Below are 26,325 nucleotides of genomic sequence, written 5' to 3'. Positions count from 1 at the left end.
TTGACGAGCGCAGTCAGACAAACGTGATCTCGTCGTCGACCACCTTGCCAGTGATGGTTGTGCCGGGCATGAAGCTGCCCGAGAGGATCATCTGCGCCAGCGGGTTCTCGATCCAGCGCTGGATCGCCCGCTTCAGCGGCCGTGCGCCATAGACCGGGTCGTAACCAACGGCGATCAGCTTGTCCAGCGCCTCGGGGCTCAGGGTCATCGACAGCTCGCGCTCGGCCAGACGCTTGCGCAGGCGACCCAGCTGGATGTCGGTGATACCGGCGATCTGATCACGCGCCAGCGGTTCGAAGATCACTACTTCATCGATCCGGTTAACGAACTCCGGACGGAAGTGCGTACCGACTGCGTCCATCACCGCAGCACGCTGCGCCTCACGATCACCGACCAGTTCCTGGATCTGCGCCGAGCCCAGGTTGGAGGTCATGACGATCACGGTATTACGGAAGTCCACCGTGCGCCCGTGGCTGTCAGTCAGGCGTCCGTCTTCAAGCACCTGCAAGAGGATGTTGAATACATCGGAATGCGCCTTCTCGACCTCGTCGAGCAGAATCAGCGAATACGGTTTGCGACGCACGGCTTCGGTCAGGTAGCCGCCCTCTTCGTAACCAACGTAGCCTGGCGGCGCACCGATCAAACGAGCCACGGAATGTTTCTCCATGAACTCGGACATGTCGATACGCACCATCGCCTCTTCGGTGTCGAACAGGAACTCGGCCAGCGCCTTGCACAGCTCGGTCTTGCCCACGCCGGTCGGGCCGAGGAACATGAACGATCCGCTCGGACGATTAGGGTCGGAAAGCCCGGCACGCGAACGACGCACGGCATTGGAGACCGCGACCACCGCTTCTTCCTGGCCGATCACCCGGTTGTGCAGCAGGGTTTCCATGCGCAACAGCTTCTCGCGCTCGCCTTCGAGCATCTTCGACACCGGGATACCGGTCCACTTCGACACGACCTCGGCAATTTCTTCCTCGGTCACTTTGCTGCGCAGCAACTGGTTTTCCGGCTTGCCGTGCTGGTCGACCATCTGCAGGCTGCGTTCCAGGTCGGGAATGATCCCGTACTGCAACTCGGCCATGCGGTTCAGATCGCCCCGGCGGCGCGCGGCCTCCAGTTCCTGGCGAGACTGTTCGATTTTCTGCTGGATCTGTGCCGAGCCGGTGACCTCGGCTTTTTCCGAAGTCCAGATTTCTTCAAGATCCGCGTACTCAAGCTCAAGACGCTCGATTTCGCCCTGGAGTTTTTCCAGGCGCTTGATCGCCGCCTCGTCCTTTTCCTTCTTGAGGGCCTGAGCTTCTACTTTCAGCTGGATCAGGCGACGCTCAAGGCGGTCGAGCACTTCAGGCTTGGAGTCGATCTCCATGCGAATGCGGCTGGCCGCTTCATCGATCAGGTCGATGGCCTTGTCCGGCAACTGGCGGTCGGTGATATAGCGATGGCTCAGCTTGGCCGCCGCGATGATCGCGCCGTCGGTGATGGCCACCTTGTGGTGCACTTCGTAGCGCTCTTTGAGGCCACGCAGGATCGCGATGGTGTCTTCTTCGCTTGGCTCGTCGACCAGGACTTTCTGGAATCGACGCTCAAGCGCCGCATCCTTCTCTATATATTGGCGGTACTCGTTGAGCGTGGTCGCGCCGACACAATGCAGCTCGCCGCGCGCCAGTGCAGGTTTGAGCATGTTGCCAGCGTCCATCGAGCCTTCGCCCTTGCCGGCACCAACCATGGTGTGCAACTCGTCGATGAACAGGATGATCTGGCCTTCCTGCTTGGACAGTTCGTTGAGCAGCGACTTGAGGCGCTCTTCGAACTCACCCCGGTACTTGGCACCGGCAATCAACGCGCCCATGTCCAGCGACAGTAAGCGCTTGCCGCGCAGGCCGTCCGGCACTTCGCCATTGATGATGCGCTGCGCCAGGCCCTCGGCAATGGCGGTCTTGCCCACGCCAGGTTCGCCGATCAGCACCGGGTTGTTCTTGGTGCGACGCTGCAGGACCTGAATGGTGCGACGAATCTCGTCATCACGACCGATCACCGGGTCGAGCTTGCCCTCTTCGGCACGCTTGGTGAGGTCAACGGTGTACTTGTCCAGCGCCTGACGCGACTCTTCGACGTTCGGGTCATTCACGGCACCTTCGCCGCGCAGGTTGTTGATGGCGTTTTCCAGGGCCTTCTTGCTGACGCCCTGCCCCAACAACAACTTGCCGAGCTTGCTGTTCTCGTCCATTGCCGCGAGCAGCACCAACTCGCTGGAAATGAACTGGTCGCCTTTCTGCTGCGCCAGACGATCGGCCTGGTTGAGCAGGCGCGCCAGATCCTGCGACATGTTGACGTCGCCGGTCGGGTTCTGGATTTTTGGCAACCGATCCAGCTCTGCGCTCAGTTCCTTGCGCAGGCTGTTGATGTCGAAGCCTACCTGCAACAGCAGAGGCTTGATGGAACCGCCCTGCTGCTCAAGCAGCGCCTGCATCAAGTGCGCAGGTTCGATGGCGGGATGGTCGAGGCCAACGGCCAGCGACTGGGAATCGGATAACGCTAACTGTAATTTACTGGTCAATCTGTCGATACGCATTTGTCACCTTCCTTTAATGCAGGCCGGAGCAATGAACACACCTATAAAGAAAACCTGCTGAATAGCCAGTTAGATGCGGACGATTCTGCGCGTTTCAAGCGGGCCGGGGTTGATACAGATCAGACGAGTGCTCAGGCAAGCCTAGCTGGCTTGTGCAAAACAGCCCGGCAATCAGGCGTGTTCGATCCAGATCAGCGAGGCGAAACGGCCAGTACTCGCGGCACGGCGGTAGGAAAAGAAGCGCGGATCGGTGAAGGTATCCAGCCCGCCGCCGTACACGGCGCGGATACCTTGGGCTGCCAGTCGCAACCGGGCGAGCGCGTAGATGTCGGCCATGAAACGATCAGGATTCGAACTGGCGACAAACGCAGCGGCTGTCTGTGGGTGGCTGGCGGTAAAGGCCTCGCGCACCTCGGGACCAACCTCGAACGACGGCTGACCGATAGACGGTCCCAGCCAGACCATGATGTCTTCGGCAGCACTTTGCAGGCTGTTGGCCGTCGCTTCCAGCACCCCGGCCGCCAGTCCACGCCAGCCGGCGTGCGCTGCTGCTACCCGCGAGCCGTCACGACGGCAGAACAGCGCGGGCAGGCAATCGGCAGTCATGATCGTGCAGGCCACGCCAGGCGTGCTCGTCCAGCTGGCATCGGCCTCTAAAACGCGGGATAGATCGGCAGGTACGACGTCTACTCCGTGCACCTGCTTCAACCAGGCGGGCTGAGCCTTGAGACTGGAGGTCAGGCGCTGGCGATTGGTCGCCACGGCCTGCGGGCTGTCATCGACGTGATCGCCCAGATTGAAGCTGTCGAATGGGGCCAGGCTGACCCCACCCGAGCGAGTGGTAACGCAGGACTTGATCTGTGCTGGCGCAGGCCAGTCAGGTATCAGCCAGTCATTCACCCGATGAACGCCTCGCGATCCTGCTTGAGCAAGGACAGCAACCAGACGAAATCGTCCGGCAACGGCGATTCCCAGCTCATGCGCTTACCGGTGGTCGGATGATCCAGCTCCAGGAAGCGGGCATGCAACGCCTGCCGCGGGAAGGTCTTGAGCGAATCGACCATGGTCAGGCTGGCCGCTGGCGGAATACGGAAACGACCGCCATAGGCCGGGTCGCCGACCAACGGATAGTTGATGTGCGCCATATGTACGCGAATCTGGTGAGTACGCCCGGTTTCCAGCTTGACCCGTACATGGGTGTGCGAGCGGAAGCGTTCCAGCACGCGGTAATGACTGACCGCCTGCTTGCCGCCTTCCATCACTGCCATGCGCTGGCGCTGCTGGCCGTGACGGCCGATCGGTGCGTCGATCTTGCCGCCAGCGGTCACCACGCCGATCACGATGCACTCGTAGATGCGGCTGACACTGCGACTCTGCAACTGGGTAACCAGCTGTGTCTGCGCCTGAATGGTCTTGGCGACCACCATCAGACCGGTGGTGTCCTTGTCCAGACGGTGCACGATGCCGGCACGCGGAACATTGATGATGTCCGGCACATGGTGCAGCAAGGCGTTGAGCAGCGTGCCATCGGCATGACCGGCAGCCGGATGCACCACCAGCCCGGCGGGCTTGTTGATGACGAGGATCTGGTCGTCTTCATAGATGATGTCGAGCTCGATGTCCTGAGCGACCCATTCACCCTGGGCCTCCTGCTCGGCAATCAGCTCGAGAACAGCGCCACCGTGCACGATGTCGCGAGGGCGCAGAACGCCTCCGTCCACAGTCAGGCGGCCGTCCTTGATCCAGGCGGAAAGGCGCGAGCGCGAGTGCTCAGCGAATAATTGTGCGGCGACTTGATCGAGGCGTTGACCGCCCAATTCGGACGGCACCTCTGCGCGAAGTTCTATATTTTCGGACATGACCAGACTAGGTGGCGGCTAGCCTTTGGTTTCGGCAGCGCGCTTGTGGTTAAATACGGCGTCTTTTGTCCCGCCGGTATCGCGGGGCGCTCATCATAACAGGACGGCCCCGCCCAAGACAGCAGGCCGTTATAGGGACGCAAGCCGCCATGCAAGTGAAACACCTGCTGCTGATCGCCATCCTCGCATTGACTGCGGCCTGTTCGTCGAAGGAAGTCATCGACGAAAACCTCAGCGAAGTCGAGCTGTACCAGCAGGCGCAGGCCGACCTGGGAAATAACAGCTATAACAGTGCCACTGAGAAGCTCAAGGCGCTGGAATCTCGCTATCCGTTCGGTCGCTACGCCGATCAGGCTCAGCTCGAGTTGATCTACTCGAACTACAAAAATGGTGAACCCGAAGCAGCCAAATCCGCTGCCGAGCGTTTCATCCGCCTGCATCCGCAGCACCCGAACGTCGACTACGCGTATTACATGAAGGGCCTGACCTCCTTCGATCAGGACGTGGGCCTTCTGGCGCGCTTCCTGCCGCTGGACCAGACCAAGCGTGACCCGGGCGCTGCCCGCGACTCGTTCAACGAGTTCGCCCAGCTGACCAGCCGCTTTCCGAACAGTCGCTATGCGCCTGACGCCAAGCAGCGCATGATTTACCTGCGCAACCTGCTGGCGTCCTACGAAATCCACGTAGCCGACTACTACCTGACCCGTCAGGCCTACGTCGCCGCCGCCAACCGCGGCCGCTACGTAGTGGAAAACTTCCAGGAGACGCCTTCGGTCGGCGACGGTCTGGCGGTGATGGTCGAGTCTTATCAGCGTCTGCACCTTGACGACCTGGCTGCCACCAGTCTGGAAGTGCTGAAGACCAACTACCCGAACCACCCGCAACTGGCTGACGGCAAATTCACCCCGCGTGAAGCAGAAGCCGATAACCGCTCATGGCTGTCGAAAGCGACCCTTGGCCTGATCGACGGTAGCGCACCGCTGCCACCTGGCCAGACCCGCGCCGATCAGGACATGAAGAAGCAGTACCAGGACGCCAAGGACTCCATTCCGAAAGAGCTGCTGCCGGAGAATCAGGCCGAGCTGGACGAGCAGGCGGAAAAAGACGCCGAAGCGAAAGGCACCAAGAGCCGTTCGTGGTTCAGCTACATGACCCTGGGTCTGTTCGACTGATCCTGAGCGCATGAAAAAAGAGGCCTTCGGGCCTCTTTTTTTGTGCATCAATTTTGCCACTGTGCGCCCGCTCGCGGCTTGGCTACACTGCGCCATCGTCAATCACTAAGCTGGTAGTCATGATTCGCTTACTTATGTGGGTCGCGTTGATCGCGGCGGTGGTCTGGTTCGTCAAGCGTCTGATCAATCCCCCCAAGCCCAAATCCCGCGCCGAGCCGCCTGAACTGGCGTCGACACCCATGGTGCGATGCGCGCAGTGCGGCGTTCATCTGCCACAGGATCGTGCGCTGAGCCAGGCACAGCAATGGTATTGCAGCGAGGCACACCGGCTGCAGGGCCCCGCGGCACGTGACCGCTGACTCACCGTCCCTTGTCAGCCCGCAGGCACAGCGGATTCTGCGGCTGTACCACCTCTATCGACTGACCATCGGCATCGTACTGGTCCTGTTGATTTCCAGCAGCCTGGAAACCGAGCTGCTGCAACTGGCCAACCCGAACCTGTTCCGCTCGGGCTGCTGGTTGTATCTGGTGTTCAACATTCTGGTCGTCGTGCTGCTGGAACGCCCCAGCCGTCAGGCACAGTTTTTCGGCCTGGCGATGACCGACGCGATCATGCTCTCCGCGCTGTTCTACGCAGCCGGCGGGCCTTCCAGCGGTATCGGCAACCTGTTGATTGCCTCGGTAGCGATCAGCAACGTGTTGCTGCGCGGCCGTATCGGCTTGTTGATCGCTGCGGTTTCGGCCATCGGCATCATCTACCTGACGTTCTACATCAGCTTCGGCACACCCTCGGTTTCCAACGACTACGTGCAGGCTGGCTCGCTGGGCGCCTTGTGCTTCGCCGCCGCCCTGCTGGTGCAGGCGCTGACAGCGCGCATGCAGGTCAGCGAGGTACTGGCCGAACAGCGCGCGGCGGATGTCGACAGCCTCGAAGCACTCAACGCACTCATTCTGCAACGCATGCGTACCGGCATTCTGGTGCTGGATGCCAATCACCAGGTGCTGCTGGCCAATCAGGGTGCCTTGCACCTGCTGGGTCAGGAGCAACTGGTCGGCCAGATCATCGACACCTGCTCGCCACAACTGGTCGAACGCCTGCGCCAGTGGCTCGTCAATCCAATCATGGTGCCGCGCAGCATCACCACCGCCCCCGTCGGGCTGGTGCTGCAACCGAGCTTTGCCACACTCAACCGTGGCGATCAGCGTCAGACGCTGGTTTTTCTCGAAGACCTGTCGCAGATCGCCCATCAGGCGCAGCAGCTCAAACTCGCCGCACTGGGACGCCTGACCGCCGGGATTGCCCATGAGATACGCAACCCGCTGGGCGCCGTCAGTCATGCGGCTCAACTGCTTAATGAATCGGAAGAGCTCAGTGCAGCGGATCGACGCCTGGGGCAGATCATTCATGAGCAGTCGGGGCGCATTGATCGGGTCATCGAAAATGTCCTGCAATTGTCGCGCAGACGCGAAGCGCAACCCGAACTTCTCGACCTGAAAACCTGGCTGGAACACTTTGTCGCTGAATTTCGCAGTTCCGCTGCGCCCAATCAGTTGATTCATGTCGACATAAGCCCCGGCACGCTGACAACCCGCATGGATTCTGGACAGCTGACGCAAATCATGACCAACCTGTTGCAGAACGGCCTGCGCTACAGCGGCAAAAATCATCCGTCAGCACAGGTCTGGCTGAAACTGCACAATGAACCGAGAAGCGATTTGCCTACGCTGGAAGTGCTGGACGACGGGCCGGGGGTCAGCGAGCAACACCTGAGCAAGATGTTCGAACCGTTTTTCACCACAGAGAGCAAAGGCACCGGCCTTGGTCTATATCTGTCACGTGAACTGTGCGAAAGCAATCAGGCGCACCTGGAATATGCGCCCCGCCCCACGGGTGGCAGTTGCCTGCGCATTACCTTCGCCCACCCGTTCAAGACGAGCTGAGCATGACCCAACGGCAAAAAATCCTGATAGTCGATGATGAGCCGGATATTCGCGAACTCCTGGAGATCACGCTGGGACGCATGAAACTCGACACGCGCAGCGCCCGCAACGTTGCCGAAGCCCACGACTGGCTGGCCCGCGAACCGTTCGACATGTGCCTGACCGACATGCGTCTGCCTGATGGTAATGGCCTTGAGCTGGTGCAACACATACAGCACGGCTACCCCCACGTGCCGGTGGCGATGATCACTGCCCACGGCAATGTGGATACCGCGATCAACGCGCTGAAGGCCGGGGCTTTCGATTTTGTGACCAAGCCGGTCGACCTCGGCAGGTTGCGCGAGCTGGTCAATAGCGCGCTGAGCCTGCCCGGCGCACCACCCACGCGCAGCATCGACAACCGCCTGCTGGGCGACTCGCTGGCAATGCGTACCTTGCGCAATCAGATCGGCAAGCTGGCCCGCAGCCAGGCGCCGATCTACATCAGCGGCGAGTCAGGCAGCGGCAAGGAGCTTGTAGCGCGTCTGATCCACGAGCAGGGCCCACGCATCGACAAACCTTTCATACCAGTGAATTGCGGTGCCATCCCTTCCGAACTGATGGAGAGCGAATTCTTCGGCCATCGCAAAGGCAGCTTCAGCGGTGCCCACGAAGACAAGCCCGGTCTGTTTCAGGCGGCGCACACCGGCACGCTGTTTCTCGATGAGGTCGCCGACCTGCCGCTGGCCATGCAGGTCAAACTGCTGCGCGCCATCCAGGAAAAATCCATTCGCAGCGTCGGCGGCCAGCAAGAGCAGATCGTCGATGTGCGCATTCTGTGCGCCACCCACAAGAATCTGAATGCGGAGGTCGCGGCCGGTCGGTTCCGTCAGGATCTGTATTACCGATTGAACGTTATCGAAGTGCGCGTGCCCTCGTTGCGCGAGCGGCGTGAGGATATTGACCAACTGGCGGGCAGCGTGCTCAAGCGCCTTGCCGGGAACGGCACACAACCCGTCGCGCGCCTGAACGCGCAGGCGCTGGAAACGCTGAAGAGCTACCGCTTCCCCGGTAACGTGCGCGAACTGGAAAACATGCTGGAGCGCGCCTACACGCTGTGCGAGAACGATGAAATCCACGCCAGCGACCTGCGCCTGACAGAATCCGCCAGCCCTCAGGAGAGCGACGGCCCGAGCCTGGCCGACATCGACAACCTTGAAGACTACCTGGAAAGCATCGAACGCCAGCTCATCCTGCAGGCACTGGAAGAAACACGCTGGAATCGCACTGCGGCGGCAGAAAGGCTCAGTTTGTCGTTCAGGTCACTGCGCTATCGCCTGAAGAAGCTGGGCCTTGATTGAATGCGTTGCGCGGCAAAGACCGTGTGACGCAGAGCGTCACGAAAGGCATTCCACTGGAGCGTGCGGAACGATAGGTGCGCGCGAGAACATCGTCGCGCCCCACGCTCCGGATGACTAGCCTGCGAGGCGACCAGTCGGCGCGTAAGGTGCCGGGTCGATGATCGGCTCACGGTCCAGCAGCAGGTCAGTAATCAACTGACAGGACGCCGGAGCCAGCACCAGGCCGTTGCGGTAATGCCCGCAGTTGAGCCACAGGCCGTCAAAACCGTCCAGCGGTCCGATGAACGGGATGCCCTCAGGCGAGCCAGGGCGCAGGCCTGCCCACTGGGCGACCGGCTCGGCATGGGCCAATGGCGGAATCAATTCGACGGCCGACGCCTTCAAACTTTCCAATGCGGCCTGCGTGGTGGTTTTGTCGAACCCTTCATGCTCCAGGGTGCTGCCGATCAGGATATGCCCGTCACGACGCGGGATCGCGTAGCGCCCTTTCGCCAGCACCATGCTCGACAGAAAGTCCGATGCACACTTGTAGAGAATCATCTGGCCTTTTACCGGCTCGACCGGCAGCTCCAGACCCAGGGTCTTGAGCAACTCGCCGCTCCACGCACCCGCCGCCAGAATCACCCGATCACCGGTGATATCCCCTGCTGGTGTCTGCACACCCGAAATCCTGCTGCCTTCACGGGTAAAGCCGCTGACTTCACAGTGCTCGCGAATCTCGACATTGGGCAATGCCAGCAAGGCGGCCTTGAGCGATTTGACCAGACGGGGATTACGTACGTTGGCCACATCGGCCATGTAGATCGCCCGCGAATAGCCCTCACCCAGCACCGGCACGGCATCATTTACCGCCGAGATATCCACGCGGTTCAACGAACGCTTTTCGCGGGCAGCCCATTCAAGCGCAGACTGCTCGTCATCAAGATCGAGCCAGTACAGGCCGGTCTTGTGCACTTCAGGGTCGATACCGGTCTGAGCCAACAAACGCTCGGCGAGGTACGGGTAGAAGTCCTGCGACCAATGCGCCAGCGCGGTGACCGCAGGGCTGTAGCGCCACGGGTAAAGCGGCGAAACAATCCCGCCGCCCGCCCAGGAAGATTCCTGGCCAGCGCCCGAACGATCCAGCAGCACGACGCTGGCCTGCTCGGACGCCAGATTGAAGGCGGTCAACAGACCTATGACGCCACCGCCTACGATGACTACTTTCTGCTTGGACATCTTGGTCTCGTGACAAGAAAACGATTTAGCGGCCCCAGCAGTCTTTGACAGTGACGCCGCTGGTTGCGCCCGTGTTGGTACGCGCTCCGGTGTTAGTGATCACGAAACTGCCGCACTTGTCGCCAGCCATCAGCGTGCCAGCGAGAGGGTCAGCTGTCAGGGTGAAGTCGGTGGCAGTGAGGGTCGGCGTTATCTTGTAGTACGTATTACCTAAGCTCACGTTGGCCCCCATGTAAGTGGGCTGGGGGGTCGCTCGTGAGTAAAACCGCTCCAGCGCCTGGGTCTGCTCGGACAGCAGACTGGCAATCGCCGACCGCTGGGTACGCTTCACATATTCGGTGTAGCTGGGATACGCGATGGCCGCCAGAATACCGACAATCGCCACGACGATCATGAGTTCGATCAACGTAAAGCCCCTGGATGTCGCTCGCATGTCTAGTTTCCCTATTGGATTTGTCGCCACATGATGCGCTGGAAGACGTTCGCACTGCCGCCCTTCTCATTAATCTTGGTGGGCGTGCCGCCGCTGGAGTCAATCACGTACTTGTTATCGTTGGCCCCATTGGTACCGGCAACGATAGAAGCCACTACCGGGATACCAGTACCGATACCGAGACCGCCAATGATCAAATCCGAAGAGTTGATATCGCCGTCATTGTTGGTGTCCAGTACCTGGTAATTAAGCATGCTGCCGGTCGCGGCGTTCAGCTCGAACAAGCGCCCGGTCCCGGTGCTTTCGCAGGGGTCGGTAGAGTTGACGGCTGCCGTGGTGAAGATGATACGACCGCGAGAGGTTTGTGCCGGATAGATAATCCGCTCGCCGACATAAGGGGCCGTGGTTGCCAACGGCAGGTACCAGCCTTTCTTGGTGCCCCAATCCACATCATTGGAAGTCGTGGTGTAATACGTATTGCCACTTCCGACTACCGTCCCGTTAATGGCCTGAGGCTGCAGATTGGCCTCAACGATGTTGCCTGAACCGTTGTCGCCATCCCAGATGGCATAGAAATCCTGCAACGAGCTGGTCTGCTTGTCCGCGGTTTCGCTGAATTTCCCGGTGCCGAAATACACGATCTTGCCGTTGAGTGGATGGTCCAGCAACAAGGGCTGAACGGTAATCGACTGACTGGCTCCTTGAGGTGCAGTGAACAGGGGTGAGCCATTGAAAGCGACTTTCCAGCTGGATGCTGCGGCCCCGCTCATGTCGAACTTCCACAGGCGGCCCTTGAGATCGCCCGCATAGGCTGCTTGAACGACATTCTGCGAATTGACCCGAAGTTTCACCGAAGACAACCCGTTATCCGTTTCGCTGCCAGTGACCGGAGTCGGAATTTCAGCAATGAACTGTCCGGTATTGGCGTTGAGTACATACAGGGACGCCCTCCCGGTAAAACTGCCGTAACCGTTGCCAACGACAACGATCCCGGTGCCATCGGCCATACGCGCTACATCCGGCTTGGAGTAGGTGTATCCAAGGTTGTTGAACTTGTTGTTGGTGTCTGAAGTGTCGGGAGCCTTGACCTCCCACAATGCCCCGATGCTGTCTGCCGAACCTTCGAAAAGCTTGATCGCAAAAAAAGCCTTGCCGCCAGCGCCCAGCCCGGAATACGCCACCGTGCGCCATACACTCCCTGCGGATGCCTGCGTATCGAAGACTGCAATCTGACCATCCACCGTAAAACGGTGAACGCCGGAACCGTAGGAAGAGGATGAAATGGTCGCCAATGAACTCAGAGACGTAGACGGCATATACGCGTATTTACGCGCACCGGAGCTGGCGTCGATCACGTTGAAGAAGCCATCGTTGGCGTTGGCCAGCAGACTGGAACTCATGTTGCTGGACTTGGCAGAAAGGTACGTCGTGTAAGTGGTGTCGCCGAGCAAATCAGACGCCGTCTTCTCTGTCGGCAGCCCGGCCCCCAATGATGAATTGACGATATCGCCCAAGAGTGTGGCACGAGTACGAAGCTTGGCATTGGCCGTGCCTTTGGCCCAGGCAATAACCTCCGCGCCGGTCACTCCGGTCGGCAGCGTAGCGGTAAAGGCATCGCGTTGCGCCTGCGTAAAATTCAGAAAATCCAGGGTGATTTTCGTCGGTGTCGCCGCTGTGCTCCATGACTCGAAAACAGGCGCCTTGGTGCTGCTGGTGATCGTGGTATCAGTGGTCCAGACAGGGGCGCTCAGCGCTCCTGTCGTAGCGTCCAGATTGTAAGCCTTGATCGTGCCATGCCAGTCCGTCGGGTCATAAAGCGTCTGATAGAAGCGGCTGCCCGCCTGAAGGGTGGACGAGTTTGCCACGCCACCGCCGCCCGAACCGGCCTTGGCATAGATATCGCTCAATGCGAGGTTCAAGGCGTTGTTCAAACCGGCACTGTCATTGGTCTGGAAATACTTGCCGTGCCCGTGATTATTGTCGGCAGCGTCTATCAGCATCTGGTTGGCGGCTGTGAAACCAATGGTGTAGGTAGTCATGTTCTGTTGAGAGAAGCCGTCTGTATCCCAACTTTTCTTGGTCAGGTCAGTGGCAGGTGTACTGCTCGCTCTTCGCATGTCGATGTCATAGGCGAACTTGGCGAGGTCGTCCAGATAAAGCGTATCGCCCTCACCATCACCATTAAGATTGGCCCCGTCATTGGCCGCATTCAAGTCCCAATTGGGCAGCGAGCGGGAGGTATTGAGTACATCCTCCGGATCGTTGCTCGGGAACGTTCGATCGTACGTCGGCAAGCCGTCAGTAATCACCACGCCAAAGTTTTTCTGGCAGCGGTACTGTATTGGGCTGGTGTAGGTTTCCGGTGCACCGTTATAGCCGTAAAACGGAGTCATGCCCCGAAAGTAGCGGGTTATCTCATAGTACGTTTCAGCCAACGGCGTATTGGAGTCGCCTCGCAGTGCATTGATGGCCGTATTGAGGGCGGTAACATTGTCGTTTGCATCACGCTGGCTGACACCGCCGTTGTTGTAAGGGTTACTGGCAACAGGGGACAGGTCTGCAACAGGTCTGGAAATCTTCCCTCCACGCCCGGGGTCAGCGTTGGTCGGAGGATTGAACCCGGCCAGACCGATTCTCAGGGATTTGTTGTTTTCAACCAGCTTCAATGAAACGTTGCGCGCGACGTTGATACGGTAATCGTTGGGAATGATGTTGTTGACGGTGAAGTCTTTGGTAGTGGTGTTGGCGGCCCGCGTCAGGTCAACCAGATAAGAGAGGTAATCTGCAGTGTAGCGTGTGGTGCTCTCGTTGCCGGCCGGATCGGGCAACTTCAGGCAGTAACCCACGTTGTCACGCGCAACGTAGGTGTAATCGCTTCTGCACGTGTAGGGCCCGGCAGAGTCCAGCGAAAGCGTATCGTCGCCCTGAATGGAAACGCCTCTGCAGTTAAGAAAACCGCATGACCCTGGCTGCGCATAGATAATCGACGGACGATTGGTCACCGTCGGATCAAAGCCGGCTGCCCAGATGATGTTGTACATACTCCCGGAGTTATCCACCAGCAGCATCAGGTTAGGCGGCACGGCCGACGCACTGAGCAAAGGTACTTGTGCTGGCGTAAACGCATACACGGGCGTAAGGGCATAAAAAGCCAAAAGCGCACCGCCGAGATACTTCAGGCTGCGACGGAGTTTCTCAGCAATTGGCATAAATACTCTCCAGCACCGTGCGCGACGTGCCTTGAATAGCGACTGATGTCACGCGATAGAGCGTTACTGTTCCGGTACAGATCGGTGGCCGATTCACAGGTGTCGCAGTGGTCCCCAGATTCTGTATACCGTAGAAACCGCCTGCCGCAGCGATCCAATTAACCCCGGATGCTCCTACCCCAGCCGTCGTCAAAGAAGTGGATTCCGCAGGCGGTGCACAAGATGCAGTTGTACACTTGGCCATGGTAAAGCCAGTCATCTTGATCGAAGACTCTCCCAGCCTTAATGCCGCTTCGGCCTTCTGGAAGGATTGATTGCGCAGGGTGACGCTGCCCGCCATCTTTTCCTGCAGCGTGGCGTTCTGCATGGAAGAGATACCCAGCAGAGTGAGCAGCAGCAGAAACACCAGACTGACCAGCAACACCATACCGCCCTGCCGTGCAGGGAAAGCCTGTATCGATTTGAATCGCACGATCCTGTTCATGCCCGGCCCGTTCAAAAGCGATTACGCAAGTAAGCGACAACATTGTACTGTTGAGACTTGACGATGCCGTTCTGCCCATCCTGCAGCGTCAGGCTGATACGCACACTGCGCACAGCGTCGGCGTTGGCCTTGGTAACAGCCGTGGTATAGGACATCGGGTTACCCGTCATGCCGAAAGAAACACTGAAGTCCGCGACGTTCTGCAACAGCGGCTGCGGAGTGCCGTCCGTGCCATATTTTATGGTCAAGTCTGTTCCGCTGAGCGTGTAGACCAACTGCCGCAACGGAAAGGCCGTCTCCCCCGTAGCCGGCGCACGAGTACTGGCGTAAAGCTGCGTCTTGGACTGACAGTCTGAAACGATGGTCCAGGTGGGCGTACTGCCTGTGGTCCCTACGTCGGCAGTCACCAGCGTCAGCGTCCTGCTCGGATTATCCCAGAGAATTGGAGTATCCAGTGCGATCGGCCACGGGATAGCAGGAGATACAGGCGTGTAGTTTTTGAAGCTCAGGCAGCCATACATGCCGGTCATCCTGATTTCCTGAATCAGTTTGCTCAGCAGGAAACGCGCATCCTCCTGCATCCGCGCTGCGGCATTCTGGCTCTGGTAGGTGCCTCTGGCAGCCGTGAATATCTGCACGATACCCAGGCTGACCACCAGCCCCAGGACCAGCGCCACCATGATTTCGACCAGGCCGAAGCCTCTGGAAAGCTTTCTCATGGGTTGACCCCGATCCGCGAGGTCAGCGTAAAATTCCGGTTGGTCGGGCTGCCGTTCGTGTTTCCGGTTGCCTGATTGCTCGATCCCGCAGCCCTTGTGTCGCTCCAGCCGATGTTAATGGTCACCTCCGGAGCCCCGGTGATATCAATGCTGCCGGTACCGCTCGAGCCTGCAAAGTTGATGATGTTGCTTCTGAAATCAGACAGATCCTGCGCTCTGGCATCGTTCGGATTGGCCGCTGGCGCCGCATCCAGATTCGCCAACGCATAAGTCGCCAGCACGTTGGTCGACCCATTGGCACTGGCATTACCATCAACATTGGCGCGGATACGATCCATCATGTCGTAAGCAATGAAGCTGGCCTGACTGCTCATGGTCGCGCTGTCGGTGTACTTGAGCGCGTTGAGCTGAATGGCCGCCGCGCCCAGCAGGCCGATGGCCAGAATCAATACCGAGACCAGTACCTCGATCAGAGTCATACCGATCTGGCGATGTCGGGTTTCACCGGCCATCAGCAGCCTCCACCCAGGGTGATCCGGCCGGTCAGACAGACCTTTATGGTTTTGCTAATGGTGCCTCGGGTGTAGGTCATGGTCACCGCCGCAGCCGGGGCGATGAGCGCGCCCAGGTTGTTGAAATCAATTGCCGTGGCATTGTTATCGGCCACCAGCGTGGCGCCGCTGCTCATGGCCGCTATTTTTCGCAGCGCAGTGGGCGTCGTCTGAGTATCGGAAACCAGATACACCTGCAATTCGTTGGTCCACGCCGTCCCGCTGGTCGGCGCTATACGCACCGCCACTCCCCTGTTTATCGCCTCGAGTCGCGCATAGTTGAGCGCCCGCTGCAAATCGCTGAGTTCGGTATCGGCCTTGTTGCTCTGGATGGAGCTGGTGAAATTCGGGATAGCGATAGCCGCCAGGATGCCCACCAGGGACACAGTGACTAACAATTCGATGAGGCTGAATCCCTTGGCTATATGACGCATTGAGTGTCTCCTAGACGTTACGACTATAAGGCAGCAACGCCGCTGGAAAATCCATAGCGGGACGTACGGTTGTTTTGCCACGACGAACGCCCGCAGTGTATTGAAACGGCGGTTTCCAGGGAGGAAAGCATATGAAGCATGCAGGATTCACACTGGTCGAATTATTGATCGTCGTTGCACTGGTGGCCATTTTGGCCAACGTCGCAACCCCCTCTTTCAAGGAATTCATCGATTCCAGCCGAGGCCTTGCGACCGCCCGGGAGCTGGCCAGCGGCATTCGCTCGGCGAGAGCGGCCGCAGTCACACGCAACCAGATCGTTACGCTTCATGCCATCGAGAACGACTGGAGCAACGGCTGGCGGATCATACTCGACGCAGATGGCAAAGGTCCCGACGAAAACGATCCAGTGCTGATAGAACGCGCCAATAGCGGCACAGCGCGAGTGGTCGATAACCGCAAGCGTGTGGAGGAGATCAGTTTCAATGGTTTGGGGACGTTGCGGCGCAGAACCGCCAGGACGTTGCACGTATGTGCCGCAGACTAGCCGGTGAGCAACTATCGAGTGATAGTCGCACCGGCCGGGCGCGTGAGGGTCGAGGACACGAAAATCGATGCAGCGCTGTGTGGCTGAATAGCCTCAGAGCAGCGACTTGACGCGCAGTTCCTTGGGCATGGAGAAGGTGATGTTCTCCTCGCGGCCGGCAAGCTCATCCGCACCGGTCGCGCCCCAGGCCTGCAATTGCTGGATCACGCCGCGCACCAGCACTTCGGGGGCCGAAGCGCCCGCAGTGATGCCGATACGCTCTACACCGTCGAACCAGCCCCGTTGCATGTCTTCGGCGCCGTCGATGAGGTACGCCGGAGTCGCCATGCGCTCGGCCAGCTCGCGCAGGCGATTGGAGTTGGAGCTGTTCGGGCTGCCCACCACCAACACCACATCGCATTCGTCGGCCAGTTGCTTGACCGCGTCCTGACGGTTTTGCGTGGCGTAGCAGATGTCATCCTTGCGCGGCCCGCCAATGGCCGGAAAGCGCGTGCGCAAGGCATCGATCACCCGGCTGGTGTCATCCATGGACAAGGTGGTCTGGGTGACGAAGGCCAGGGCTTCAGGGTTGCGCACCTGCAGGCTGGCAACATCCTCTTCGTCCTCGACCAGATAGATCGCACCGCCGTTGGCGGCGTCGTACTGGCCCATGGTGCCTTCGACTTCCGGGTGACCGGCGTGGCCGATCAGGATGCACTCGCGGCCATCACGGCTGTAACGGGCGACCTCGATATGCACCTTGGTCACCAGCGGACAGGTAGCATCGAACACTTTCAGACCACGGCCTGCCGCCTCGGCACGCACAGCCTGGGAGACACCGTGGGCGCTGAAGATAACGATGACGTCATCCGGCACCTGATCCAGCTCTTCGACGAAGATCGCACCGCGAGAGCGCAGGTCTTCGACGACAAATTTGTTGTGAACGACTTCATGGCGCACATAAATCGGCGGACCAAACACTTCCAGAGCGCGATTGACGATTTCGATCGCGCGGTCCACTCCGGCACAAAAGCCGCGGGGGTTGGCGAGTTTGATTTGCATGCGGTGCCTCATGATTGGTACGGGGTAGCCCGGCCTGGGCCGGGCTTGACGGCGAAGGTCAGGAAGCCAGAATCGCCTTCACTTCGAAGATTTCCACTTCAAAGCTCAGAGTCTTGCCTGCCAGCGGGTGATTGAAGTCGATGGTGACCTGCTCGTCATCGAACGCTTTCACCACGCCTGGCAACTCGGTATTGGCGGCGTCATTGAAGATCACCAGCAACCCTTCGGACAGTTCCATGCCCACGAACTGCGAGCGTGGCATGATCTGCACGTTTTGTGGGTTGGGCTGACCAAAGGCGTTTTCCGGCAGAATCTCAACGGTCTTTTTATCGCCCGCCTTGAAACCGAAAATCGCCATTTCGAAGCCAGGCAGCAGGTTGCCGTCACCGACCTTGAACGTGGCCGGAGCCTTTTCGAAGGTGCTGTCGACGGTATCGCCGTTTTCCAGACGCAGGGCGAAGTGCAGAGTGACCTGCGTATTCTGACCGATGCGCAGCTCGTCAGACGAGCCTTGAGTCGAAGATTGCTCAGTCATTGACGGTCTCTCCGGTTTTCTTGCTCTTGAACATGTCCAGCGCCAGCATGATTGCGCCGACGCTGATCGCGCTGTCGGCGACGTTGAAGGCCGGGAAGTACCAGCGGTTCTGCCAGTGAACCAGAATGAAGTCGATCACGTGGCCCAGCACGATACGGTCGTAGAGGTTGCCCAATGCGCCGCCCAATACCAGCGCCAGTGCAACGGCCAGCCACGTGTCATCACGCCCCAGACGCTTGAGCCAGACGACCAGCACAGCGCTGACCACCACTGCGATCAGGGCGAACAACCAGCGCTGCCAGCCGGCACCGTCAGCCAGAAAACTGAAGGCGGCCCCGGTGTTGTAGGCCAGGGTCCAGCTGAACAGGTCGGGAATCACGATGATCTGCTGATACAGGCTCAACGCGTTCTCGAAGTAATACTTGCTGGCCTGGTCAATGACCAGAACCAGCACGCTCAACCACAGCCAGGCCAGACGGCCAAACGAGGCGTTAGGCATAGTGACGGACCTCGCCTGCACCGCTGATGTTGTCTACGCAACGGCCGCAGATTTCCGGATGCTCGGGATTCCCCCCTACATCCTCGCGGTGATGCCAGCAACGGGCGCACTTGGCATGACTGGACTTGAGCACTTTCAGCTTCAGACCGGCAACTTCGGTGACCACGGCATCGGCTGGCGCAGATGCGAGCGGCGCCACACTGGCTGTCGAGGTGATCAGCACGAAGCGCAGCTCGTTGCTCAGCTTCGACAGGTCAGCCACCAGCGACTCCTCGGCGTACAGGGTCACTTCGGCCTGCAGGTTGCCGCCAATGGCCTTGGCAGCGCGCAGGTTTTCCATTTCCTTGTTGACCGAGGTCTTCACCGCCATGATCCGCTCCCAGTAGGCGCGGTCCATGTCGAAGTCGGCAGGCATTTCGGTCAGGCCTTCGTACCAGGTGTTGAGCATCACCGATTCGTTGCGCTCGCCAGGCAGGAACTGCCACAGCTCGTCGGCGGTGAACGCCAGGATCGGCGCGATCCAGCGCACCAGCGCTTCGGAGATGTGGAACAGTGCCGTCTGGCACGAACGACGCGCAGTGCTGTTGGCCGCCGTGGTGTACTGACGATCCTTGATGATGTCGAGGTAGAAGCCACCCAGCTCCTGCACGCAGAAGTTGTGGATCTTCGAGTACACGTTCCAGAAGCGGTATTCGCCGTAATGCTCTTGCAGCTCGCGTTGCAGCAGCAGGGTGCGATCCACGGCCCAACGGTCCAGCGCGAGCATTTCCTCGGCAGGCAGGATGTCGGTCGCCGGGTTGAAGCCGGTCAGATTGGAGAGCAGGAAGCGTGCAGTGTTGCGGATACGACGATAGGCGTCGGCGCTACGCTGCAGGATCTGGTCGGAAACCGCCATCTCGCCGGAATAATCGGTCGCCGATACCCACAGGCGCATGATGTCGGCACCCAGCGAGTCGTTGACCTTCTGCGGCGCTACCACGTTGTTCAGCGATTTGGACATCTTGCGGCCGTTCTCGTCGACCACGAACCCGTGGGTCAGGAGCTCGCGATACGGTGCGTGATCGTCCAGCATGCAGCCGGTCAGCAGTGAGGAGTGGAACCAGCCGCGATGCTGGTCCGAGCCTTCCAGGTACAGGTCGGCACGCGGACCGCTTTCATGGCCCATCGGGTGCGAACCGCGCAGCACATGCCAGTGCGTGGTGCCCGAGTCGAACCAGACGTCCAGGGTGTCGGAGATCTTGTCGTACTTGCCGGCTTCGTCACCGAGCAACTCGCTGGCGTCGAGCTTGAACCACGCCTCGATGCCCTCTTTCTCGACACGCTGCGCCACTTCTTCCATCAGTTCGACGGTACGTGGGTGCAGGTCGCCGCTTTCCTTGTGCAGGAAGAACGGAATCGGCACACCCCAGTTGCGCTGACGCGAAATGCACCAGTCAGGACGGTTGGCGATCATCGAGTGCAGGCGCGCCTGCCCCCACGCCGGAACGAACTCGGTGTCTTCGATGGCCTTGACCGCACGCTTGCGCAGGGTCTCGCCGCTCTCAGGCTGCTTGTCCATGCCCACGAACCACTGCGCGGTAGCGCGGTAGATCAAGGGCGACTTATGGCGCCAGCAATGCATGTAGCTGTGGCTGATGGTTTCGGTGTCCATCAGGCTGCCGACTTCGACCAGCTTGTCGATGATGTTCTGGTTGGCCTTGAAGATGAACTGGCCACCGAAGAACTCCAGCGACTCGACATACACACCGTTGCTCTGCACCGGGCTGATGATGTCGTCGTTGCTCAGGCCATACTGTTTGCAGATAGTGAAGTCGTCTACGCCATAGGCAGGCGAGCAGTGAACGATGCCCGTGCCCGCACCCAGCTCGACGTAGTCAGCCAGATAGACTGGCGACAGGCGGTCGTAGAACGGATGGCGGAAGTTGATCAGCTCAAGCGCCTGACCGGTGGTGGTCGCGATGACGGTACCTTCCAGCTTGTAACGGGCCAGACAGCTCTCGACCAGTTCGGCAGCCAGCACCAGCAGTTTGTCGCCAACGTCGACCAGTGCGTATTCGAATTCCGGATGGACATTCAGCGCCTGGTTGGCCGGGATCGTCCACGGTGTGGTGGTCCAGATCACGATGGACGCAGGCTTGCCCAGCGACGGCACGCCGAAAGCGGCTGCCAGTTTCGCTTCGTCGGCGATCGGGAACGCCACGTCGATGGTCGAGGACTTCTTGTCCTGATACTCGACTTCGGCTTCAGCCAGTGCCGAGCCGCAATCGAAACACCAGTTGACCGGCTTGAGGCCCTTGAAGACGAAACCGCCCTTGACCATCTCGGCCAGCGCGCGGATTTCTCCGGCTTCGTTGGCGAAGTTCATGGTCAGGTACGGGTTGCTCCAGTCGCCGAGCACGCCCAGACGGATGAATTCGGACTTCTGGCCTTCGATCTGCTCGGACGCATAGGCGCGGCACAGCTCACGCGTACGGTCGGCGGAGAGGTTCTTGCCGTGGGTCACTTCGACCTTGTGCTCGATCGGCAGACCATGGCAGTCCCAACCCGGCACATACGGGGCATCGAAGCCCGCCAGGGTCTTGGAACGCAGGATCATGTCCTTGAGAATCTTGTTGACCGCATGACCGATGTGAATATTGCCGTTGGCGTACGGAGGACCGTCGTGCAGGACGAACTTGGGACGATCCTTGCCAATCTCGCGCAGCTTCTGGTACAGGCCAATGCTGTCCCAGCGCTGCAGAGTTTGCGGCTCGCGCTGGGGCAGGCCGGCCTTCATAGGGAAGGCGGTGTCCGGAAGGTTTAGCGTGGCTTTATAGTCAGTCATTTCAGGCTCTTGTTTAGCGGTTAGCCATGCCAATGGGCACGGGCGGCGGCGACGTCCGCATTGATCGCCGTCTTGAGCGCCTCCAGTGAGGCGAAACGCTGCTCATCACGCAGCTTGTGGTGGAAAGCCACCGTCAAACGCCGGTCATAAAGATCGCCGGCAAAATCCAGAAGATGCACTTCAAGGTGGGCACTGCCATCACCCGTTACCGTCGGGCGTACGCCGATGTTGGCGACCCCCGGCCAGGCTTTGCCATCGATCTCCGTGCTGACCAGATAGACCCCGCTCAGCGGCACACGACGACGCTTGAGTTGCACGTTGGCGGTGGGCGTACCCAACTGACGGGCCAGCTTCTGGCCGTGCAATACCCGCCCGGCTATCTGGAACGGACGACCGAGCATGCTCTCGGCCAGGGCAAAGTCCGACGCAGCAAGCGCCTTGCGCACCTTGGTACTGCTGACCCGGATGCCCTCTATTTCAACGGTCTGCGCCGCTTCTACAGTAAAACCATACGTCGTGCCGGCCTGTTGCAGGAAGTCGAAGTCACCGACCCGGTCGAAGCCGAAACGAAAATCGTCGCCCACTTCGAGGTGTTGAACACCGAGACCGTCGATCAGCACGGTTTCGACGAAACTCGCCGCGCTGAGCTTGCACAGACGCTGATTGAAGGACAGGCAAAGTACCCGGTCAACGCCTTCGGCACTCAGCAGTTCGAGCTTGTCACGCAGACGGGCCAGACGTGCCGGCGCTGTCTCGGGCGCAAAGAACTCACGCGGCTGCGGCTCGAAGATCACCACACAACTGGGCACACCCAATTCGACGGCACGCTCGCGCAGACGCGCCAGGATAGCCTGGTGGCCGCGATGAACGCCGTCGAAATTGCCAATCGTGGCGACGCAGCCCCGATGTTCGGGGCGCAGGTTGTGAAGGCCTCTAACCAGCTGCATAACGCACTTCTTGCTCATAAAGTGGCCGATTATAACCACACACGGCCGTGGACGACAGGCAACACACCAAGACCGGATGAAGGTTCTCGGCGTGTGGCGACAAAAACCGAACATCAACCCCTGCGACGCGCCCTACATAATGGCTTTGCGGGCGAAATCCCGGAGGCGGAAGCCTAATAAAAGAAGCATGGCGAAATAGGTCACGACGCCGGCTGCAACCAGCGCACCCAGACGCAGAAAACGCTCCAGCATATGACCTTCGTCCCACGCCGGCATGACATGCATGAGCCCCAGCAGTACCGCCGACATCACCGCGACGGCAATCACCAGCTTGAACAGGAACTTCGTCCAGCCAGGCTGCGGCTGAAACAGATCCTGCTTGCGCAACTGCCAGAACAGCAACCCGGCATTGATGCACGCCCCCACACTGATCGCCAGCGCCAGACCGGCATGCTGCAAGGGCACGATAAAGGCCAGGTTGAGCAATTGAGTCACTATGAGGGTGAAGATCGCGATTTTCACCGGGGTGCGGATATTTTGTTGAGCATAAAACCCGGGGGCCAGCACCTTGATCAGGATGATCCCCAGCAACCCGACCGAATAGGCGACCAGCGCACGCTGGGTCATGGCCGCGTCGAGTGCATCGAATTTACCATACTGAAACAACGAAACGGTCAACGGCTCGGCGAGCAGCCCCAACGCCAGGGTGCAAGGCAGCACCAGCACGAAACACAGCCGCAGACCCCAGTCGAGAATCCGCGAGTATTCCTGGCGATCCCGCTGCGCGTAGGTTTTGGACAGTATCGGCAGCAGAATTGTACCCAGCGCCACACCCAATACGCCGGAAGGCAGCTCCATCAGACGGTCGGCGTAGTACATCCATGACACCGAGCCGGCGACGAGGAACGAGGCAAAGATCGTGTTGATGATCAGAGAAATCTGACTGACAGAAACGCCAAGGATGGCGGGCAGCATCTGCTTCATTACCCGCCAGACCCCGGTGTCGCGCAGATTAAGGCGCGGCAGCACCAGCATGCCGATCTTTTTCAGGTGCGGCAGTTGGTAAAGCAGTTGCAGCAGACCGCCCACCAGAACCGCCCAGCCCAGCGCCATGACCGGCGGATCGAAATACGGCGTCAGGAACAGCGCGAAGAAAATCATGCTGACGTTGAGCAGCGTGGGCACGAACGCCGGCACCGAGAAGCGGTTCCAGGTATTGAGGATCGCACCGGCCATCGAGGACAGGGAGATCAGCAATATATAAGGAAAGGTCACCCGCAGCAGATCCGAGGTAAGCGCGAATTTCTCCGGGGTGTCGACAAAGCCCGGCGCGGTGGCCCAGATCACCCAGGGCGCAAAGATCACCCCGAGCAGCGTCACCAGCGCCAGCGCCAGGGTCAGCAGCCCGGTGACATAGGAAATGAAGGTACGCGTCGCCTCCTCCCCCTGCTGGCTCTTGTATTCGGCCAGGATCGGCACGAATGCCTGGGAAAAGGCACCCTCGGCAAAAATACGGCGCAGCAGATTGGGCAGTTTGAAGGCAATGAAGAACGCATCCGTGGCCATTCCGGCACCGAAAGTGCGCGCGATGATGGTGTCGCGTACAAAGCCCAAAACCCGGGAAACCATGGTGATAGAGCTGACGGCGGCGAGTGACTTGAGTAGATTCATTGAAAGAGTTGTACGCCTCGGCAAAGGATGGGCGATAAAGCCAGCCATTTATGCAATACTTCGCGCCGCAAAAACGCCCGAAGCAAAGGCCGCGAGTTTACAGGTCACAGGCCGGAAATAAATCCTCCAGTCAAATGTAGCAACCACTCAGCGGAACACCTTAACTGCCCTTGACAAGACTTCAACTCATCGGCATGATTCGCGGCCTATTTTGTTTGCTATTTCACAAAGTCTTTCGAGGAGCTCGACGGTGGCCAACACACCTTCCGCCAAAAAACGTGCAAAACAGGCTGAGAAGCGTCGCAGCCACAACGCCAGCCTGCGTTCCATGGTTCGTACCTACATCAAGAATGTAGTTAAAGCCATCGACGCAAAAGACGCAGAAAAAGCGCAAGCCGCTTATGTTCTGGCTGTTCCTGTTATCGACCGTATGGCCGATAAAGGCATCATCCACAAGAACAAGGCTGCTCGCCATAAAGGTCGTCTGAACGGTCACATCAAGGCTCTGAGCCTTGCTGCTGCAGCCTAAGCGACCCGCTTGTTAAAAAACCGACCTCAGGGTCGGTTTTTTATTGCCTGCTGGAAAGTAGCGGGAAACATCAATGTGCAGCGCGGCGCAGAGCTGTGACGCAGAGCGTCACGAAGGGCATTCCCACGCTGGAGCGTGAGAAACGATAAGCCTGTAACTATCCTGCTACAGACTCAAGGCGCAGGCGCGGTTGTCCATGGCAGGATCGGAATGGCGGTCACGGCATTCTGCGGGCTGCCTTCGATGACACGGTCGCTGTAGACCAGGTACACCAGTGCATTGCGCTTCTTGTCGAAGAAACGCACCACCTGCATGGTCTTGAAGACCAGCGAAGTACGCTCCTTGAACACCTCGTCGCCGTCCTTGAGGGTTTCCTTGAAACGGATCGGCCCGACCTGACGACAGGCGATGGACGCCTCGGCACGGTCCTCGGCCAACCCCAGACCACCCCTCACGCCGCCCGTCTTGGCGCGTGACAGGTAGCACGTCACCCCGTCCACCTTGGGATCATCAAACGCCTCGACCACAATTCGATCGTTGGGCCCGACCATCTTGAACACAGTCGACACCTGACCGATCTCTTCGGCCGAGACCAGCACCGGCATCAGCAACGCAGCCGCCAATAAACCTTTCATGAAACGCATCAAATAGTCCTTTTTTGCAGCCTTGAGTCAGACGAGGATCAGGTTATCCCGATGAATCAGCTCGGGCTCGGCCATATAGCCCAGCTCGCGCACGATGGATTCGGAAGAGTGACCAATGATTTTCTGGGCTTCGATGGCACTGTAGTTACTCAGCCCGCGAGCGATCTCGCGACCGTCCGGGGCGACGCATACCACCATCTCGCCACGCCGGAAGCTGCCCTGGACCAGCTTGACGCCTACCGGCAGCAGGCTTTTGTGATCCCTGGCCAGCGCCGCAACCGCGCCATCATCCAGCACCAGCGTGCCGCGGGTCTGCAGATGCCCTGCCAGCCACTGCTTGCGCGCTGCGAGCATGCCACGCTCAGGGGACAGCAGCGTACCCAACCGCTCACCACCCTTGAGCCGCGCCAGAACGCGCTCGATGCGCCCGCCAACGATGACAGTATGCGCACCGGAACGCGCCGCCAGACGCGCTGCACGCAGCTTGGTCTGCATGCCGCCACGCCCCAGCGCACCGCCTGTACCACCAGCCACTGCATCCAGCGCCGGATCATCGGCACGCGCTTCGTAAATCAGCTGCGCCTCCGGGTTATTGCGCGGATCGGCGTCGAACATGCCGTCACGGTCGGTCAGGATGACCAGCAGATCAGCCTCGACCAGATTGGCAACCAGCGCCGCCAGCGTGTCGTTATCGCCGAAACGGATTTCGTCGGTAACCACTGTGTCGTTTTCGTTGATGACCGGCACAACCCCAAGCTCGACCAGCGTGCGCAGGGTGCTACGGGCATTCAGGTAGCGCTTGCGGTCCGACAGGTCGTCGTGGGTCAGAAGGATCTGCGCCGTATGTCGGCCATGCTCGGCAAAGCTCGATTCCCACGCCTGTACCAAGCCCATCTGACCAATCGCCGCAGCAGCCTGAAGCTCATGCATGGCACTGGGTCGGGCCGTCCAGCCAAGACGGCTCATGCCGGCAGCCACCGCCCCGGAAGACACCAGTACCAGCTCGACACCCGCCTCATGCAGCGCCACCATCTGCTCCACCCAAACACCCATGGCGTTGCGATCCAGGCCCTTGCCATCAGCCGTCAGCAAGGCACTGCCAATCTTCACAACCCAGCGCTGGGCGCCCGTCACTTTGCTGCGCATCTTCTT

23 protein-coding genes and 1 pseudogene are annotated in these 26,325 nt (G+C 59.6%); 6 read left to right on the top strand and 18 right to left on the bottom strand.

Going from position 1 to position 26,325, the window contains the following annotated elements; all coding sequences use genetic code 11:
• Window positions 1-13: 13 nt before the first annotated feature.
• From clpB to rluD, 3 genes are all read right to left on the bottom strand, one after another.
• Window positions 14-2,578, bottom strand: a complete 2,565-nt coding sequence (clpB, locus tag P406_RS04330; RefSeq protein ID WP_024664665.1) for an ATP-dependent chaperone ClpB — start codon at window positions 2,576-2,578, stop codon at window positions 14-16.
• A gap of 171 nt (window positions 2,579-2,749) precedes the next feature.
• Entirely contained in the window at window positions 2,750-3,478 is a 729-nt protein-coding gene (pgeF, locus tag P406_RS04325) for a peptidoglycan editing factor PgeF (RefSeq protein ID WP_046235444.1), read from the bottom strand.
• Window positions 3,475-4,437 (bottom strand): 23S rRNA pseudouridine(1911/1915/1917) synthase RluD, encoded by a 963-nt coding sequence (gene rluD / locus P406_RS04320; protein WP_002551999.1) that lies wholly within the window; start codon window positions 4,435-4,437, stop codon window positions 3,475-3,477. The genes pgeF and rluD overlap by 4 nt, the downstream gene beginning before the upstream one ends.
• A gap of 149 nt (window positions 4,438-4,586) precedes the next feature.
• On the opposite strand from rluD, the gene P406_RS04315 reads away from it, so the two are divergent.
• The 4 genes from P406_RS04315 (at window position 4,587) to P406_RS04300 (ending at window position 8,890) form a co-directional block, all read left to right on the top strand.
• Complete coding sequence (locus P406_RS04315; RefSeq protein WP_003371138.1) at window positions 4,587-5,609, top strand: outer membrane protein assembly factor BamD; 1,023 nt, start codon at window positions 4,587-4,589, stop codon at window positions 5,607-5,609.
• 119 nt (window positions 5,610-5,728) lie between these two features.
• Complete coding sequence (locus P406_RS04310; RefSeq protein ID WP_032607804.1) at window positions 5,729-5,968, top strand: PP0621 family protein; 240 nt, start codon at window positions 5,729-5,731, stop codon at window positions 5,966-5,968.
• A complete protein-coding gene (locus tag P406_RS04305) occupies window positions 5,958-7,550 on the top strand; it encodes a sensor histidine kinase (RefSeq protein WP_046235443.1) in 1,593 nt (530 codons plus the stop codon). Before P406_RS04310 ends, P406_RS04305 begins: the two co-directional genes overlap by 11 nt.
• A 2-nt stretch (window positions 7,551-7,552) precedes the next feature.
• Entirely contained in the window at window positions 7,553-8,890 is a 1,338-nt protein-coding gene (locus P406_RS04300; protein WP_046235442.1) for a sigma-54-dependent transcriptional regulator, read from the top strand.
• Between the two features lie 114 nt (window positions 8,891-9,004).
• Here the strand turns inward: P406_RS04300 and thiO are convergent, their stop codons facing one another.
• The 7 genes from thiO to P406_RS04265 are packed head-to-tail and all read right to left on the bottom strand — an operon-like array spanning window position 9,005 to window position 15,938.
• Window positions 9,005-10,108, bottom strand: coding sequence for a glycine oxidase ThiO (gene thiO, locus P406_RS04295; protein WP_046235441.1), 1,104 nt, complete (start codon window positions 10,106-10,108; stop codon window positions 9,005-9,007).
• Window positions 10,109-10,133: 25 nt separating this feature from the next.
• On the bottom strand, window positions 10,134-10,541 hold the full coding sequence (locus tag P406_RS04290) for a type IV pilin protein (RefSeq protein WP_046235440.1): 408 nt from the start codon (window positions 10,539-10,541) through the stop codon (window positions 10,134-10,136).
• 11 nt (window positions 10,542-10,552) lie between these two features.
• On the bottom strand, window positions 10,553-13,750 hold the full coding sequence (locus P406_RS04285) for a pilus assembly protein (protein ID WP_046235439.1): 3,198 nt from the start codon (window positions 13,748-13,750) through the stop codon (window positions 10,553-10,555).
• A complete protein-coding gene (locus tag P406_RS04280; protein ID WP_024641657.1) occupies window positions 13,737-14,234 on the bottom strand; it encodes a pilus assembly PilX family protein in 498 nt (165 codons plus the stop codon). The genes P406_RS04285 and P406_RS04280 overlap by 14 nt, the downstream gene beginning before the upstream one ends.
• An 11-nt stretch (window positions 14,235-14,245) precedes the next feature.
• A complete protein-coding gene (locus tag P406_RS04275; RefSeq protein WP_046235438.1) occupies window positions 14,246-14,953 on the bottom strand; it encodes a PilW family protein in 708 nt (235 codons plus the stop codon).
• The gene (pilV, locus tag P406_RS04270) at window positions 14,950-15,465 is read right to left on the bottom strand and encodes a type IV pilus modification protein PilV (protein ID WP_003408438.1); all 516 of its coding nucleotides are present in this window, start codon (window positions 15,463-15,465) and stop codon (window positions 14,950-14,952) included. The genes P406_RS04275 and pilV overlap by 4 nt, the downstream gene beginning before the upstream one ends.
• On the bottom strand, window positions 15,465-15,938 hold the full coding sequence (locus P406_RS04265; protein WP_002551984.1) for a GspH/FimT family pseudopilin: 474 nt from the start codon (window positions 15,936-15,938) through the stop codon (window positions 15,465-15,467). Before P406_RS04265 ends, pilV begins: the two co-directional genes overlap by 1 nt.
• Before the next feature lie 131 nt (window positions 15,939-16,069).
• Between P406_RS04265 and P406_RS04260 the strand changes: the two are divergent.
• Window positions 16,070-16,570: pseudogene (locus P406_RS04260) on the top strand (GspH/FimT family pseudopilin).
• 6 nt (window positions 16,571-16,576) lie between these two features.
• Here the strand turns inward: P406_RS04260 and ispH are convergent.
• The 6 genes from ispH to murJ form a co-directional block, all read right to left on the bottom strand.
• Window positions 16,577-17,524: a 4-hydroxy-3-methylbut-2-enyl diphosphate reductase gene (ispH, locus tag P406_RS04255; RefSeq protein WP_046235437.1), complete on the bottom strand. Its 948-nt coding sequence runs from the start codon at window positions 17,522-17,524 to the stop codon at window positions 16,577-16,579.
• Between the two features lie 58 nt (window positions 17,525-17,582).
• Entirely contained in the window at window positions 17,583-18,059 is a 477-nt protein-coding gene (locus P406_RS04250) for an FKBP-type peptidyl-prolyl cis-trans isomerase (protein ID WP_003318786.1), read from the bottom strand.
• Window positions 18,052-18,558 carry a signal peptidase II gene (gene lspA / locus P406_RS04245; protein WP_003403535.1) on the bottom strand — a complete coding sequence of 169 codons (507 nt, stop codon included), beginning with the start codon at window positions 18,556-18,558 and terminating at the stop codon, window positions 18,052-18,054. The genes P406_RS04250 and lspA overlap by 8 nt, the downstream gene beginning before the upstream one ends.
• Complete coding sequence (gene ileS, locus P406_RS04240) at window positions 18,551-21,382, bottom strand: isoleucine--tRNA ligase (protein WP_046235436.1); 2,832 nt, start codon at window positions 21,380-21,382, stop codon at window positions 18,551-18,553. The genes lspA and ileS overlap by 8 nt, the downstream gene beginning before the upstream one ends.
• Before the next feature lie 20 nt (window positions 21,383-21,402).
• Window positions 21,403-22,329, bottom strand: coding sequence for a bifunctional riboflavin kinase/FAD synthetase (gene ribF / locus P406_RS04235; protein WP_046235435.1), 927 nt, complete (start codon window positions 22,327-22,329; stop codon window positions 21,403-21,405).
• 132 nt (window positions 22,330-22,461) lie between these two features.
• Window positions 22,462-24,000, bottom strand: a complete 1,539-nt coding sequence (gene murJ, locus P406_RS04230; protein ID WP_003403539.1) for a murein biosynthesis integral membrane protein MurJ — start codon at window positions 23,998-24,000, stop codon at window positions 22,462-22,464.
• Between the two features lie 250 nt (window positions 24,001-24,250).
• Between murJ and rpsT the strand changes: the two genes are divergently transcribed.
• Window positions 24,251-24,529 carry a 30S ribosomal protein S20 gene (gene rpsT / locus P406_RS04225; protein ID WP_003344603.1) on the top strand — a complete coding sequence of 93 codons (279 nt, stop codon included), beginning with the start codon at window positions 24,251-24,253 and terminating at the stop codon, window positions 24,527-24,529.
• A 173-nt stretch (window positions 24,530-24,702) separates the two neighbouring features.
• Here rpsT and P406_RS04220 read toward each other — a convergent pair whose 3' ends face one another.
• Both P406_RS04220 and proB read right to left on the bottom strand, forming a co-directional pair.
• A complete protein-coding gene (locus P406_RS04220) occupies window positions 24,703-25,173 on the bottom strand; it encodes a CreA family protein (protein WP_003318791.1) in 471 nt (156 codons plus the stop codon).
• Between the two features lie 27 nt (window positions 25,174-25,200).
• Window positions 25,201-26,319 carry a glutamate 5-kinase gene (gene proB, locus P406_RS04215; RefSeq protein ID WP_003414708.1) on the bottom strand — a complete coding sequence of 373 codons (1,119 nt, stop codon included), beginning with the start codon at window positions 26,317-26,319 and terminating at the stop codon, window positions 25,201-25,203.
• Between the last annotated feature and the right edge of the window lie 6 nt (window positions 26,320-26,325).

The organism is Pseudomonas syringae pv. coryli str. NCPPB 4273 (assembly GCF_000972175.1).
GTDB lineage: Bacteria > Pseudomonadota > Gammaproteobacteria > Pseudomonadales > Pseudomonadaceae > Aquipseudomonas > Aquipseudomonas syringae.
Note: the sequence above shows the minus strand (reverse complement) of the source record. Positions and strands in the feature narration are given on the sequence as shown.

What these genes read in the sequence shown, in the direction of transcription:
- P406_RS04300 (WP_046235442.1), top strand. Translation starts at nt 7,553, where the DNA reads ATGACCCAACGGCAAAAAATCCTGATAGTCGATGATGAGCCGGATATT.
- lspA (WP_003403535.1), bottom strand. Translation starts at nt 18,558, where the DNA reads ATGCCTAACGCCTCGTTTGGCCGTCTGGCCTGGCTGTGGTTGAGCGTG.
- P406_RS04250 (WP_003318786.1), bottom strand. Translation starts at nt 18,059, where the DNA reads ATGACTGAGCAATCTTCGACTCAAGGCTCGTCTGACGAGCTGCGCATC.
- rluD (WP_002551999.1), bottom strand. Translation starts at nt 4,437, where the DNA reads ATGTCCGAAAATATAGAACTTCGCGCAGAGGTGCCGTCCGAATTGGGC.
- P406_RS04265 (WP_002551984.1), bottom strand. Translation starts at nt 15,938, where the DNA reads ATGCGTCATATAGCCAAGGGATTCAGCCTCATCGAATTGTTAGTCACT.
- clpB (WP_024664665.1), bottom strand. Translation starts at nt 2,578, where the DNA reads ATGCGTATCGACAGATTGACCAGTAAATTACAGTTAGCGTTATCCGAT.
- P406_RS04290 (WP_046235440.1), bottom strand. Translation starts at nt 10,541, where the DNA reads ATGCGAGCGACATCCAGGGGCTTTACGTTGATCGAACTCATGATCGTC.
- P406_RS04285 (WP_046235439.1), bottom strand. Translation starts at nt 13,750, where the DNA reads ATGCCAATTGCTGAGAAACTCCGTCGCAGCCTGAAGTATCTCGGCGGT.
- P406_RS04280 (WP_024641657.1), bottom strand. Translation starts at nt 14,234, where the DNA reads ATGAACAGGATCGTGCGATTCAAATCGATACAGGCTTTCCCTGCACGG.
- thiO (WP_046235441.1), bottom strand. Translation starts at nt 10,108, where the DNA reads ATGTCCAAGCAGAAAGTAGTCATCGTAGGCGGTGGCGTCATAGGTCTG.
- P406_RS04275 (WP_046235438.1), bottom strand. Translation starts at nt 14,953, where the DNA reads ATGAGAAAGCTTTCCAGAGGCTTCGGCCTGGTCGAAATCATGGTGGCG.
- P406_RS04315 (WP_003371138.1), top strand. Translation starts at nt 4,587, where the DNA reads ATGCAAGTGAAACACCTGCTGCTGATCGCCATCCTCGCATTGACTGCG.
- P406_RS04220 (WP_003318791.1), bottom strand. Translation starts at nt 25,173, where the DNA reads ATGCGTTTCATGAAAGGTTTATTGGCGGCTGCGTTGCTGATGCCGGTG.
- proB (WP_003414708.1), bottom strand. Translation starts at nt 26,319, where the DNA reads ATGCGCAGCAAAGTGACGGGCGCCCAGCGCTGGGTTGTGAAGATTGGC.
- ribF (WP_046235435.1), bottom strand. Translation starts at nt 22,329, where the DNA reads ATGCAGCTGGTTAGAGGCCTTCACAACCTGCGCCCCGAACATCGGGGC.
- pilV (WP_003408438.1), bottom strand. Translation starts at nt 15,465, where the DNA reads ATGGCCGGTGAAACCCGACATCGCCAGATCGGTATGACTCTGATCGAG.
- murJ (WP_003403539.1), bottom strand. Translation starts at nt 24,000, where the DNA reads ATGAATCTACTCAAGTCACTCGCCGCCGTCAGCTCTATCACCATGGTT.
- ileS (WP_046235436.1), bottom strand. Translation starts at nt 21,382, where the DNA reads ATGACTGACTATAAAGCCACGCTAAACCTTCCGGACACCGCCTTCCCT.
- P406_RS04310 (WP_032607804.1), top strand. Translation starts at nt 5,729, where the DNA reads ATGATTCGCTTACTTATGTGGGTCGCGTTGATCGCGGCGGTGGTCTGG.
- ispH (WP_046235437.1), bottom strand. Translation starts at nt 17,524, where the DNA reads ATGCAAATCAAACTCGCCAACCCCCGCGGCTTTTGTGCCGGAGTGGAC.